Genomic DNA, 13,087 nt, shown 5'->3' on the forward strand with positions numbered 1-13,087 from the left:
GTGCTCCGATCATTTTGACGAGAACTGAAGTGCGGACACTATCAGACGAATAAATTGCCGGATAGAGAGGCCCGACACCGCGAGCGGGTAACGCGCTTAAAAGACGCCGGCTCGGACGCCGCGACCGGTTCACTCAATCGTCAATTGCATCGTACACGCGACGTTCGAAGTCCACTGCCATTGAGAACGGTTCGATGGAGCGCCTTTGAATCAGCATCAGACCGATCAGGTCTTCCACCGGATCGGCGAACCAGCTCGTGCCGTACGCGCCCGGCCAGCCGAACGAGCCCATCGAGCGATAGCCGAGCGACAGTTGCTGCGCCGGATCGTCGACGACGGACAAGCCGAGGCCGAACCCCTGGCCTGCCCACAGCACATGACCGAAGGCCGGCACACGACGTTGGTCGCGCGTCAGGAAATTGGAGCGCATCAGATCGACTGAGCGATGCGACAGCAGACGCGTCGTGCCGACCCGTCCGCGGCCGAGCAGCAGTTGCGCGAATTGCAGATAGTCTTGCGCTGTCGAAACCAGGCCGCCGCCGCCGCTCTGGAATCGGTTCGGATTCGCCCACCGGCTCGATGACGGGTGATCCTCGACCACGCGCCGCCGCGTACCCTGTTCGACGCCATAAGCCGTGGCCAGGCGGGCAAGTTGCGCGTCAGGCACCCAGAAAGCGGTATCGCGCATGCCGAGGGGCTCGAAAATCCGCGTCCGGAAAAACTCGCCGAGCGGCATGCCGCTGACGCGTTCGATCAGCACGCCGAGCACGTCGGTCGCGATGCCGTAGTGCCAGCGTGAGCCTGGCTGAAACATCAGCGGCAAACCCGCAATGCGGGCGAGCCAGGCGTCGCCATCCATGCGCGCTTCGAAACCGTTGAAAGCGGCTGCATAAGCCTCGGCCAGCGGCCCGGTCGCGGTGAAGTGATACGCGAAGCCGGCGCGGTGCGTCAGCAGATCCAGTACGGTGAGCGACGCTCTGGCGGGGTCGGTTTCGTCGAGCGGGCCGGTGGGATCGCGCAGCACGCGCGGCGCGGACAGTTCCGGCAACCAGAGGGAAATTGGCGTGTCGAGGGCGAGCCGATCCTCTTCGATCAGCATCAGGATCGCGGCGCTGGTCACCGGCTTCGTCATGGAGGCAATGCGGAACAGCGTGTCGCGCTCCATCGGCAACTGCGCCGCTTCATCGCGCAAGCCGAGCGGCTCGAAATAGCCGATCTCGCCGCGCCGCCATACCATCGACACCACGCCCGCCACATCGCCGCGTTCCACATAGCCTTGCATGCCGTTGGTCAGCGCCGTCAGCCGAGACGCGGAAAATCCTGCTGGTTGCATGTTTGTCCTGAGTCAGTGGATGGGGACGGCGGCCCGCTGGCCCATGCCTCGCGAGCGCGTTCCATCCGCCGTCGGTGGACGAAATGCGCCTGCGCGCCGCAAGCGTGTTCGCTGCAGATGACGTGGCTTGCGTCAAGACAAGGCGCTACAGCCGGCCGCCGGCGTGGCCGTTACGTTCCCTTATTTTTGCAGAAAACGTGCGCCGATCGAAGCGTACGTCACAGCCTTCCACCGCGGCGGGCGTTCAGGCTTTCTGCCGCTGCTCCAGCGCCGAGAGTGCGGCATTGAGCCGTTTGACGCGGCTCGCCTGGGCTGGCACCAGGACGGCGCCGGAAACGGAGTCGATGCGATTTCGCCAATAGGACAGCGGGATGCGGTCTTCAGCGGAAATATGCGAGATTACGTGTTCAAGATGCTCGATATCTTTTTCGAGTTGGTGATGATTCATTGCTTTCCCCGGATTACTCGTTGAACTATTTTCAATGCGTAAATCGAAGCATGAAGCGTGCCGCAATTACTCCCGGTTTGTCTAAACGGAAAATCCTTCCTGCCACCTTTTAATCTCGACGACTGAACCGGCAAAACCTGCTTGCTGCCTGAATCTTGAGTCACTGACAAGAGAATACGGCGCCTGAACTTCGCGGTCCGTTAGGTGCCGCACTGACTTGGCAAAACGGCGGAAATCGCGGCGTTTTAATTATGGCCGGCGACAAGAAAGATAATATGAAGCGCAGCATTAATATCCATTGCGCATGATAGACGTGGACAGAACCGGCATTAGACGCAGGTCTTTATGACGGCCATACGCTTGTCGTGACGAGCTTGACGTGCCGCGCGAACCAAATTGACTGACGCGGATGAATTCGATGTGGCGATCGAGACGCCCGCCCTCGTTATCGAGAGGCGGGCAGAAGGAAGGGTGTTTGACGCGTATGAGTCGCGCCGGCCCTGTGCCGGCGGCCCGTTATTTTGCCCGGCAGGCGTAAATCAGGTTGAGTGTGCCGTTCTCAGTCGACTGCCGCACGACGTCGAATGCGCCGCCGCAACCTGCGCTGGCCTGCTGCGAGCAGGAGTCGGAACCGGCGGGGCACTGAACCAGCGTGGTCGCGCGGCCATCCGACAGAAACAGCGGCGCGCTGCTGCTGCAAGCGCTTAGCGCGACCATAGCGCCGGCCGCCAGCGTGGCGCCGGCCCGGCGCGCAAAAAAGGAGAGATTGCGTTTCATTTGAAACCCCGATCACGTCTTGTTTTTCGATCTCGCGATTGTGCCACGCGGCAATTACGCTGCGTCAATCGCTATCGTCGAACGTGGTCACACGTCGATGCCGTATGCCGCGATCTTTTTATAGAGCGTCGCGCGGCCCATGCCGATCTGGTTCGCCGTGTCGATCACGCGGCCGCCGTTGGCACGCAAGGCGTCGCTCAGGAAGCGCTTTTCGAAGGCCGCCATCGCATCACTCCAGGACGCCGGTTCAGGTGCGCCGGTCTGCGCGCCTGCAGCGTGCGCCGGGGAAAGCGCCTCCGGTAAGGCTACATTCGGACGATGCCCGCCGCCGTGCGCCGAGCCGATAAACGGCGCCAGCGCCCGCGCATCGATCCGCTCGCTGTCGGAGAGCATCACGGCGCGCTCCAGCGTGTTACGCAGCTCGCGCACGTTGCCCGGCCAGCCGTGCAGACACAGCAGCCGCAGCGCGTCGTCCTGCAATTCGAAGTGACTGCCGCCGCGTGCCTGCGTCGACAGATCCTCGAGCATGGCGTAGGCCAGCGCCTCGATGTCGGAGGTTCGCTCGCGCAACGGCGGCGCATGGATCGTCAGCACGTTCAGCCGATAGAACAGGTCCGCGCGAAAGCGCCCCGCCGCGACCAGCGCGGGCAAATCCGCCGACGTCGCCGCGATGATCCGGACATCGGCGCGCACGATCCGGTTCGAGCCCAGCGGTTCGAACTCCTTGTCCTGCAACACCCGCAGCAGCTTGCCCTGCAAAGGCAGCGGCATGTCGCCGATTTCGTCGAGAAACAGCGTGCCGCCGTTCGCCAGTTCGAACTTGCCGACACGCCCCTTGCGGTCCGCGCCGGTGTAGGCGCCTGGCGCGGCGCCGAAGAATTCGACTTCGAGCAAGGTGTCGGGAATCGCCGCGACGTTGACCGTCACGAGCGGCTGATTCGCCCGCGCCGAGCCGCCGTGGATGGCATGCGCGAGCAACTCCTTACCGGTACCGGTTTCGCCGAGCAGCAGCACCGGCGATTCGAGCTGCGCTGCGCGCCGCGCCTGGCGCTTCACTTCGAGACTGGCCGCGCTCGTGCCGACGAAACTGCCGAACGTATATTTGGCCCGCCGCGCCTGCGCGAGCGACTGGCGCGTCGCGATCAACTCTTCCTGCACGCGCGAGTAGTGGGAAAAGAGCGGCGTCAGCGCCTTCAGTTCATCGAAGAGCGCGAAGCCCACGGCGCCTACCGTGGCACCCGCGTCGTCCTTCAGCGGCAAACGCGTGACGACGAGCGGTTCGCGGTCCGTTTCCAGAATATCGAGCAGAATCGGTTTGCCGGTTTTCACGACCTCGCGCATCAAGCTGTTGGGGATCACGGCTTCGCAATCGCGGCCGATAGCCTGCTCCGGGTCCGAAAAACCGAAGCGCGCCGCATAGCGCTTGTTGATCCAGACTACGCGGGCGTCGGCGTCGACGATAAACGTGCCTTCGCTGAAATTCTCGAATGTGCGGAAGAGCGAATCCATCGCCCGGCGCAGTACGTCGCCGTAGGTGGCAGGGACACCCGCCCAGTCGTTCATCATGCTGTCGCTGTCTCCGGCTATCGTTTTATTATGCTTGTCTCATTTCGTAGACAAGCTTATCTCATCGACGAGATCGCCAGCAAGCTTACGGCATAAGGGTTTAACCTCGGTTTGGCCTAACTCCAGCCAATTTGCGTCCCATTTTTGAGACGTTTGGGTACAATCGGCCGCGCCGCGTTTCGAACTTCGGCCTGCGAAATCAAGCAGCGGGCCGTTTCCGCATGCGTGGCACGGAACCTGCAATTGCCGGCGCCGTGCCGTCGCGCCCTCGCGACGGCGACCATGTAGAACAACCAAGCTTTGGAGACTCAATGTCCTTTGTTATCGTCCTCGCCGCGCTGGCGTTTCTGATGTTTGCGGCCTATCGCGGCTACAGCGTCATTCTATTTGCGCCGATCGCGGCGCTCGGCGCCGTTCTGTTGACCGACCCGGCCGCCGTCGCACCGGTGTTCACCGGCATCTTCATGGAGAAGATGGTCGGTTTCGTGAAGCTCTACTTCCCGGTGTTCCTGTTGGGCGCCGTGTTCGGTAAGGTCATCGAACTGTCGGGCTTCTCGGAGTCGATCGTGGCCGCCGCGATCCGCTATATTGGCCGCTCGCGCGCCAATGCGGTGATCGTTGCGGTGTGCGCGCTGCTCACCTACGGCGGCGTCTCGCTGTTCGTGGTGGTGTTCGCGGTCTATCCGTTCGCCGCCGAGCTGTACCGCCAGAGCAATATTCCGAAGCGCCTGATGCCCGGCGCGATCGCGCTCGGCGCGTTTTCGTTCACCATGGATTCGCTGCCCGGCACGCCGCAGATCCAGAACATCATCCCGACCACCTTCTTCAAGACGACCTCGTGGGCCGCGCCCGCACTCGGCGTGATCGGTTCGCTGTTCATCATCGTGGTCGGCCTGACCTACCTGGAATGGCGCCGCCGCTCGGCGATGGCGACCGGCGAAGGTTACGGCACGGAACTCGTCAACGAGCCGGAGCGCGTGGAGTCGAAGCAACTGCCGCATCCGCTGCTGGCGGTTGCGCCGCTGGTTCTGGTCGGCGTCGCGAACTTCCTGCTGACCCGCTGGATTCCGAACTGGTACGGCGCGACGTACACCGTGGCGCCGGACATCCTGCCGGGCATCCACGCACCGGTCACGACCACGATCAAGGCCGTGGTCGCCATCTGGGCCGTGGAAGGCGCCCTGCTGCTCGGTATCGTCATGGTCGTCGTGACGGCGTTCAACCGTGTGCGCGAGCGCTTCGCGATCGGCACCAAGGCGGCGGTGGGGGGCGCGCTGCTGGCTTCGCTGAATACGGCGTCGGAATACGGTTTTGGCGGTGTGATCGCAGCGCTGCCGGGCTTTCTGGTGGTCAGCGACGCATTGAAGAGCATTCCCAATCCGCTCGTCAATGCAGCCGTGTCGGTGAGTTCGCTGGCCGGTATCACGGGTTCGGCGTCGGGCGGCATGAGCATTGCGCTCGCGGCCATGTCCGACACGTTCATCAAGGGCGCGGAAGCGGCGCATATTCCGATGGAAGTGCTGCACCGGGTTGTCGCCATGGCGAGCGGCGGTATGGACACGCTGCCGCACAACGGCGCGGTGATCACGCTGCTGGCGGTCACGGGCTTGACGCATCGCCAGTCGTATCGCGATATTTTCGCGGTGACTGTCATCAAGACGATGGCGGTTTTCTTTGTGATCGCGGTCTATTACGCGACTGGTTTGGTCTGATCGGACGGGAACTGGGCACGATGCCGGCAACGCGCCGGCATCCTGACTTTTGATCGGTTACCTTGTCATCCCGACATCCGATCTTGCCCAGCACACCCTGCCATGAGTTCAGCACCTTCTTTCTGGATGATTCCCTCAGCACCCACGCCGGTCGGCCCGTTCTCGCATGCTGCCGAGGCCGACGGCTGGGTCTTCCTGACCGGCCAGATGCCGACCTCTCCCACCGACGACAGCGCGCCACTCCCCGAAGGGGTGGTCGCCCAAACCAAACGCGTGATGGACAATCTCGTGCTGGTTCTCCAGGGGCTGGGCCTCGGCCTGTCAAACGTGGTGGCCGTACGGATCTTCCTGACCGAGTTCAAGCGCGATTACGCGCCGATGAACGAGATCTACCGCGCCTATTTCCCCGCCGATGCGCTGCCCGCGCGAACCTGCATCGGCGTCACCGCGTTGGCGCGCGACGCGCTGGTCGAGATCGACTTCATTGTCAAACGGCCGGGCTGAGGCGGCAAAGCGGCACGGCGGCTAATCAATGCGCCGACGCCTCGTCGAGTCCGTAGTGATCGCATAAGGCTTCGTGCAGCGAAATCGCGAGTTCGTCCATCTCGGTGGTCCAGCGTTCGCTTTCGTTGCATAGCCGTTGCAATCGCCGGCATTGCTCGACGAACCGCGGCTCCTGCACCACGACGAACGCGCCGCTCGCGCTATGCGCCCAGCCGGCCAATGCCTGCACGTCTTCCTCTTCGACGATCGCAAGCAGTCTCGGCAGATCTTTTTGCAAATGCTCCTTGAGCATCGCCGCGTAGCGTGCCTTGTCGTCCGCGCTGAGCGTGCTGCCCGCATTGGCAACGGGCGCCATGGGTTGGGCTGGCGCGGCTGTCCCGGCAGCCGCCTGCGCCGATGCCGGCGCCACCTCCAGCAACGCGGCTTGCAATTGGCTCAACGACGCTGGCTTGGCCACATAGCCGCTAAAGCCACGCTCGCGCCAGATGTGCGCACTCTCATTCTCGGACACGGCGCTAAAGGCCAACACCCGCACGGCAGCATGCAACTCGCGCAGCGCGGCCAGCAGTGCGTAACCGTCCATCTCGGGCATATGAATGTCGGTCAGCACCACCTCGAAATCTGTTTGCTCGAACAGTTTCAGCGCGTGCTTGCCGTCGTGGGCGATGGTGGGCACGCACCCCAATTCGACCAGTTGTTCGGCGATCAAAGTCTGGATCAGGGGATTGTCTTCCGCGACCAGGACCGGGAGTCCACGCAACGTGGGATGAGCTCCCATCGAATCCGTTGCCGCGCTCGCGGAAACCGGCGCCGCAGCCGCGGACCCGCCCTCGTGCGCCAGTTCGACGGCAGACAGAATCGCAGTCCGGCTGAATTCACTCACTTCGAGCACACCGTCGCCGCGCGCCTCGGCACGATGCGGGCCGTCATGCGTGATCCACACGGCGCCGACCGGTTGCAGCGCACGCAACGTGGCAATCACCTCGAAATCGTATTCGCCGGAGACGACCAATACATCCGGGCGGTTCACGCGCAACCACGCCTGCGCGGCGGCAGACGAGAACACCAGGTGGGCCGCCCAGCCCGCGCGCTGAAGCCAGCGGTCCAGCAACTCGCCGCCTTCCGCTTCCATGAATAAGACGAGCACCGTCCCGCGCTGCTCGGGGACCGCTGCTGACACGCGCGGATCGGCGGGGGGCTTCTCAAGAGGGATTGATACGCGAAATGCACTGCCGACGTTGGGTACACTTTCCGCGGAAATCTGGCCGCCCATCAACTCGCATAAGCGCGCACAGATCGCGAGGCCGAGACCCGTGCCGGCGTTGCCGCGCGAAGCCCCCTGTTCGCCCTGCGCGAACGGCTTGAAAAGCAGCGCCAGCGTTTCCTGGCTAATGCCTGCGCCCGAATCCGAGACTCGGCAGTTCAGTATCGCCCGGCCCGCTGAATCGTCTGTCACGTCGGCATATAACGTGATCCTGCCGATCGAGGTGAACTTGAATGCATTGCTCAGCAGGTTGTTGACGATCTGCCCTATGCGCATGCGATCGCCGATCAAGATCTGGTCGAGGGTCGGAGAAAAGAGGGCGTGGTAACTGATCGAGCGGTCACCGTGCATCGATGCATAGGAAAGGGCGATGTTTTCGAAATCGTCGATCAGGCGAAAGGGTTCCTTGACCAGCAACATCTCGCCTGCGTCGATCTTCGAAAAATCGAGAATGTCGTTGACCACGCGGCGCAGCGCGCCTGCCGCAAGGTCCAATGTCGCGAGCCGTTGCGAATGCGCCTCGAGACCTGGCGTACGGGCGAACAGTTCGAGATTGCCGAGCAGCGCGTTCAAAGGCGTGCGAATTTCGTGGCTCATTGCGGCGAAGAAATTCGTACGCGCACGCATCAGCGCTTCCGATGTCTGCTGTGCGTGCCGCAGTTGTTGTTCAAGCATGGTCTGCGCGGTGACGTCGAGTATCGCGCAGAACAGCACATTCTCACTGGCGTAACGAGCGGGCGCATAGATGAATTGCAGAAACAGGGCCGGCGCGTCGCCGTCCCTCTCTGATGGCAACGCGGTTTGCGGGCCTGCTCGGTGCTCGGTTGCCGAGCGAGACAGAGACTGAGCCGGCGGCGTCTTCAGCGGCTGCGCGGGCGCGACGAACGCAGCCACCCCCGTGAACGCCGCGGCCGACGTCTGATCCGGCGCCTGAGCCACGAACTCGCCCACGATATGCGGCGGGAGCCGACTACCATCGGCCTCGATATCGAGCAACTCAGTCGCAAGCGCGTTGGCCGTCAGGATCGAATAGTCGCTCTGCCGGACAATGCACAACCCGACGGGTGTCGCGCTGACGAGAATGTGGTTGAGGGTTTCGCTTTGCAGCGCGCGTGACGTTTCCGCAAACGAATTGCGTAAGAGTCGCAAGCCGAAATAGCGCGCCATCAGAGCGATAGCCAGCAGGAAGAGCGCCGTCAGGCAGCCAATCACCGCCAGTTGCCAGCCGAGTGCGACGGCCAGCGCGCTCCACGGTATGTAGCCGACCAGGAAGCCGACGCCTGGCCCCAATGGCTCGTAAAAAAATGCGCCCTCGCGGCCGTAATGAAAGGCGTGGGTTGGCGTAGCTGCTACCGTCTGACGCAGCAGCCGGGCGATCGAGCCGTCGAGCGGCGCCGACAACACGGCAATGCGGCCGTCCGCCCTCATGAGCAGATTCACGCCCTCGCGGTCGGGTGGCGCGATACGCGACACGAGCGCGTCCACCGGAATGTTCATGCTGATCAGGGAGATCGGCGTGTCGCCGTCATAGTAGGCACTCACCGCGGAAATCACCGGACGGTTCTGCAGCGGATCACGGTACGGTCCCAGCCAGACGCGCTCGCCTTTGCTCGGCACGCGCTTGCCGGTTTGCGCCTCGAACTGGCGCTCGAGCGTCTCGCGCAGCACGTTGACGATCGTCGGTTGCGGCACAGGCGTAGCGGCCTGATCGGCCCTGCCGGTCTGGCCCGCGAGCGGTTCCGCCAGCGTACGCAGAATCACCGCGTAGTCTTCGTTCAATCCGATCAGCATCGCCTGTTGCCGCAATTCAAAAGCCTGCTGAGTCACGAGCGTCGATCGCGCCGATTCGTAGAGGCGTCCGAGGTTTTGGCCCAGTTGCGGGCCCCACGCGTTGCGCGTGGCTTCGCCGACCGCCATGTCGAAATCTGAATCGTCTATCTGGAAGCGCGCGACACCGTTCTTCACGATCGCTTGCTGTATGGTATCGGGCGCGCTCCGTGCGCCGGCCTGGCCGTCGTTATGAGCGAGCGTCAACTCGGCGCGCCGCAGGAACGACTCCTCCTGATGCACGAGCAGGGAGATCTGGGCGGCATTCTGCGATACGAGGGTACGGTGATAGTCGAGTTGCTGGAGTCCCGCGACGGCAACCAGCACGAGCGCAAAGATCACCACGATCAGCATCAGCGAGCCGACGGTCGCGAGATAAAGCCGCTGTTGGCGCTTCGCGCTCTGGGCGAGCGTGGCAAAGGCCTGCGCCAGCGACTCCTGAGTACGGTCGAGAATCTTCTGCATCAGCGCGCGTGGGTAGCGGATTCGCGCAGGCAGACCGCGGCGAATCGAGGGGCGAGATGCGTCTGCAGCCCTTATACGGGCGCAGTGTAGTCCTTTTGAAGACATCGCGCGACGCATCCGGCACTGTTTCACACGGCCTTTCAGCGCTCGTCAAACAACCCTGTATTAACGGCCTGGTCGAGACTAAACCTGAGTGGTTTACTGGGAAACCCTCAAGACTGCGGGGTTAATTGCCGTTATTCCTTGCAACCATGTAAGCACCGCGCCCACGCGTGGGCTGGCACCAGCAAGGAAGCCATGCGCAACAACCAGCCTGTCACCGGGCACGAGTACGAAATCCCTTCGTCACACATGCTTGTTTCCGCGACCGACCTGACCGGTCGCATCCAGTACTGCAATCCGGCCTTCATCACCGTCTCGGGCTTTGCGCGCGACGAACTGATTGGCCAGCCGCACAACCTGATCCGCCATCCGGACATGCCACGCGAAGCGTTCGCCGACATGTGGGCAACGATCCGCGACGGGCGCCCCTGGACAGCGCTCGTGAAAAATCGCCGCCAGAACGGCGATCACTACTGGGTCCATGCCAACGTCACGCCGGTGGTCGAGAAAGGCGCCGTGGTCGGCTACTTGAGCGTGCGCGTGAAACCGGAACGCGCCGCGGTGCGCGCCGCCGAAGCGCTGTACGCACGCATGCGCGGCGGCGAGTCGCGTGGCGTGCGGTTGCGCCGCGGCGTGGTGGTGCGCACCGGTGTGCTGGGGCGCTTGCAGGCGCTGATGCGCCTGCCCGTCGCGACACGCGCGGCGATCGGCTACGCGATCACGCCGCTCGCGCTGCTGCTGACCGGCCTCGCGGCATGGCAAGGCGCGCCGCCTGTGCCGTTCTGGATGGCGTTCGGCGTCACCACGGCAGTCAGTATCGTGTCGTGGCAGGTGCTGACGCGCCAACTCGCCGCTCCGATCCGCGACATGTCGGGATTCGCCACGCGTCTCGCCGCGGGCGACCTGACCGCCGATCTGCAGATCGTGCGCCACGACGACCTCGGCGACGTGCTGCAAGCACTGAATCAGTTGAGGGCGAATCTTGCGGCGATCGTCTACGACGTGCGCGCCCAGATCACCGGCATGCTCGACAATGCGCGCGAAATTTCCAGCGGCAATGTCGATCTCGCGAGACGCACGGAGTTGCAGGCAGCGTCGCTTGAAGAGACCGCCGCCACGATGGAAGAGCTGACCACCACGGTGCAAGCCAACGCCGACGCCACCGTGCGCGCACTCGATCTGGCGCGGGACGCTCAGGCGGCGGCCGCGGTCGGCGGCAAGATTGCGGGCCAGGTCGAGCAGACCATGGCGGGCATCACCGCGGCATCTCGGCGTATCGCCGACATTACCGGCGTGATCGACGGCATCGCGTTCCAGACCAATATCCTTGCGTTGAATGCCGCCGTCGAAGCGGCGCGCGCGGGCGAAGCGGGCCGCTCGTTCGCGGTCGTCGCGGGCGAAGTGCGCATGCTGGCGCAACGCTGCGCGGCGTCGTCGAAGGAAATCAAGTCGGTGGTCGAAGCGAGCGCAACCGAAGTCGCGGCGGGCACCGAACTGGTTGCCCGTACAACGTCGCAGATGCGCGTGATCGACGAGGCGGTGGGCCGCGTGTCGTCGATCATCGTCGACGTGGCGAATGCGAGCAGCGAACAGGCGGAAGGCATTCGCCAGGTCAATCAGGCGGTCTCGCATCTGGACGGCGCCACCCAGCAGAATGCGGCGCTCGTCGAGCAGGCGGCGGCAACCGCGCAGCGTCTGGCGGAACAGGCGGACGTGCTGGACGAAGCCGTGCGTCTGTTCACCGTCGCCGACGCAGCACAGGCGCAACGCGCCGCCGGCAAGAAGCGTCAGGCGTTCAGCGCCGATGCAGCGCAAACGGCGGTGCTTGGGATCAAACGACACCGTGCGCCAGTCATCGTCCGCGATGTCGAGCAGGAAGACGCTGCATTGATCTGATAGATCGGCGTTACTCCCACCTCGACAGTCCGGTATTGACGCAGCACGATGGCACGGTCAGCGCCCAGTTGTTTGAAGGGGCAGGCTGACCCGAGTAACAACGGCGTTGAGCGGCCCGCCCCCTCCGTGGACGGGCCTATTTTTTTGCGGACGACGCCGGTGCGTGCGCTGTTGAGGATTCTTGAGGTTCGACCTTTGATCATTCGCTGCTGCCGGTGCAGCGGATAAGACGAACGGTGAGGGAATACGGGAGCACGCCTTCGTCGATTCGCCACGTGCCGATCGCCTCGCGCGAAGCGATGCTACGCTAGATAGGCAGGGCTTCCATTCTCACGCCACGCGCTCGCTTGACGACGCGCATGCGCACCCACGTGCCCAATTCCCGCCATCGGAGGCCGACGTGACCCCTTCCGACTCGCCGCGTGCCAATCCGCTGTCTTCGCACCTCACCGCCATGGCGCGCAACAACGCATGGTCGAATCTGCGCCTCTACCGCGCCTGCCTCGCCTTGACCGACGAAGCGTTCGCCGAACGCAGAGTGAGTTACTTCCCGTCGTTGCAGCTCACGTTGAATCACATCCTTCTGGTGGACCGTTATTACTTCGACGCGCTGATCGGCGGCGGCGCAGGCCTCACCATTTTCGATAACGAAATGCCCTATCCGCGCGCAGCCGACCTGTGGGATGCACAAGCGCGGAGCGACCAGCAACTGCTCGCCTTCTGCGAATCGCTCACCGACGACGATCTGCAACGCGAGGTCCAGATCGACCGCGGTCCGTCGATCGGGGTACAACGCGAGCAGGTCGGCAGCGTATTGCCGCATGTTTTCGTCCATCAGATTCACCATCGCGGGCAAGTTCACGCGATGCTGAGCGGCACGGCGGCCGCCCCGCCGCAGCTCGACGAGTTTTTCCTTTCCGCCGACGCACCGCTGCGCGTTGCCGAACTCAGCGATCTGGACACGATGCGCGACGCGCGAACCACGCCGCGCCCGGTCCATTTTCCCTAACCGGGGCGCGCGTCAACAGCATGACAGTCGGGGGGAAGAATCGCACCGTCACGGGGCACGAAAAATGCATCCGTCGTAGCCGAGAGTCGCGTTAAACTGATTGTCACGGCGGGACGTCACGACGTGCGTTGCCCGGCGGACCGCGCCAGTCAACGCGCTTGGCGGCCTACGGCACGCAGGCGGA

At 63.6% G+C, this 13,087-nt stretch carries 9 protein-coding genes; 4 read left to right on the plus strand and 5 right to left on the minus strand.

Annotated features, from left to right (window positions below):
* Nucleotides 1-133: 133 nt before the first annotated feature.
* From RI103_RS32520 to RI103_RS32535, 4 genes are all read right to left on the minus strand, one after another.
* On the minus strand, nucleotides 134-1,333 hold the full coding sequence (locus RI103_RS32520; protein WP_310816852.1) for a serine hydrolase domain-containing protein: 1,200 nt from the start codon (nucleotides 1,331-1,333) through the stop codon (nucleotides 134-136).
* Nucleotides 1,334-1,577: 244 nt separating this feature from the next.
* The gene (locus RI103_RS32525) at nucleotides 1,578-1,781 is read right to left on the minus strand and encodes a hypothetical protein (RefSeq protein ID WP_310818631.1); all 204 of its coding nucleotides are present in this window, start codon (nucleotides 1,779-1,781) and stop codon (nucleotides 1,578-1,580) included.
* A 516-nt stretch (nucleotides 1,782-2,297) separates the two neighbouring features.
* Nucleotides 2,298-2,558, minus strand: a complete 261-nt coding sequence (locus RI103_RS32530; RefSeq protein WP_310816853.1) for a hypothetical protein — start codon at nucleotides 2,556-2,558, stop codon at nucleotides 2,298-2,300.
* 87 nt (nucleotides 2,559-2,645) lie between these two features.
* Nucleotides 2,646-4,124 (minus strand): sigma 54-interacting transcriptional regulator, encoded by a 1,479-nt coding sequence (locus RI103_RS32535; protein WP_310816854.1) that lies wholly within the window; start codon nucleotides 4,122-4,124, stop codon nucleotides 2,646-2,648.
* A 311-nt stretch (nucleotides 4,125-4,435) separates the two neighbouring features.
* Here RI103_RS32535 and RI103_RS32540 point away from each other — a divergent pair, with 311 nt between their 5' ends.
* On the plus strand, nucleotides 4,436-5,836 hold the full coding sequence (locus RI103_RS32540; protein ID WP_310816855.1) for a GntP family permease: 1,401 nt from the start codon (nucleotides 4,436-4,438) through the stop codon (nucleotides 5,834-5,836).
* Between the two features lie 102 nt (nucleotides 5,837-5,938).
* Nucleotides 5,939-6,340: a RidA family protein gene (locus tag RI103_RS32545; protein WP_310816856.1), complete on the plus strand. Its 402-nt coding sequence runs from the start codon at nucleotides 5,939-5,941 to the stop codon at nucleotides 6,338-6,340.
* Between the two features lie 25 nt (nucleotides 6,341-6,365).
* Here the strand turns inward: RI103_RS32545 and RI103_RS32550 are convergent, their stop codons facing one another.
* On the minus strand, nucleotides 6,366-9,896 hold the full coding sequence (locus tag RI103_RS32550) for an ATP-binding protein (RefSeq protein WP_310816857.1): 3,531 nt from the start codon (nucleotides 9,894-9,896) through the stop codon (nucleotides 6,366-6,368).
* 297 nt (nucleotides 9,897-10,193) lie between these two features.
* Here RI103_RS32550 and RI103_RS32555 point away from each other — a divergent pair, with 297 nt between their 5' ends.
* Complete coding sequence (locus RI103_RS32555; protein ID WP_310816858.1) at nucleotides 10,194-11,894, plus strand: methyl-accepting chemotaxis protein; 1,701 nt, start codon at nucleotides 10,194-10,196, stop codon at nucleotides 11,892-11,894.
* 400 nt (nucleotides 11,895-12,294) lie between these two features.
* Entirely contained in the window at nucleotides 12,295-12,903 is a 609-nt protein-coding gene (locus tag RI103_RS32560; RefSeq protein WP_310816859.1) for a DinB family protein, read from the plus strand.
* Nucleotides 12,904-13,087: the final 184 nt, after the last annotated feature.

The sequence above is a fragment of the Paraburkholderia sp. FT54 genome (genome assembly GCF_031585635.1).
Taxonomy (GTDB): Bacteria; Pseudomonadota; Gammaproteobacteria; order Burkholderiales; family Burkholderiaceae; genus Paraburkholderia.

Excerpts from the sequence above, each read along its gene's own strand:
- RI103_RS32520 (WP_310816852.1), bottom strand. The coding sequence starts at position 1,333 with ATGCAACCAGCAGGATTTTCCGCGTCTCGGCTGACGGCGCTGACCAAC.
- RI103_RS32525 (WP_310818631.1), bottom strand. The coding sequence starts at position 1,781 with ATGAATCATCACCAACTCGAAAAAGATATCGAGCATCTTGAACACGTA.
- RI103_RS32530 (WP_310816853.1), bottom strand. The coding sequence starts at position 2,558 with ATGAAACGCAATCTCTCCTTTTTTGCGCGCCGGGCCGGCGCCACGCTG.
- RI103_RS32535 (WP_310816854.1), bottom strand. The coding sequence starts at position 4,124 with ATGATGAACGACTGGGCGGGTGTCCCTGCCACCTACGGCGACGTACTG.
- RI103_RS32540 (WP_310816855.1), top strand. The coding sequence starts at position 4,436 with ATGTCCTTTGTTATCGTCCTCGCCGCGCTGGCGTTTCTGATGTTTGCG.
- RI103_RS32545 (WP_310816856.1), top strand. The coding sequence starts at position 5,939 with ATGAGTTCAGCACCTTCTTTCTGGATGATTCCCTCAGCACCCACGCCG.
- RI103_RS32550 (WP_310816857.1), bottom strand. The coding sequence starts at position 9,896 with ATGCAGAAGATTCTCGACCGTACTCAGGAGTCGCTGGCGCAGGCCTTT.
- RI103_RS32555 (WP_310816858.1), top strand. The coding sequence starts at position 10,194 with ATGCGCAACAACCAGCCTGTCACCGGGCACGAGTACGAAATCCCTTCG.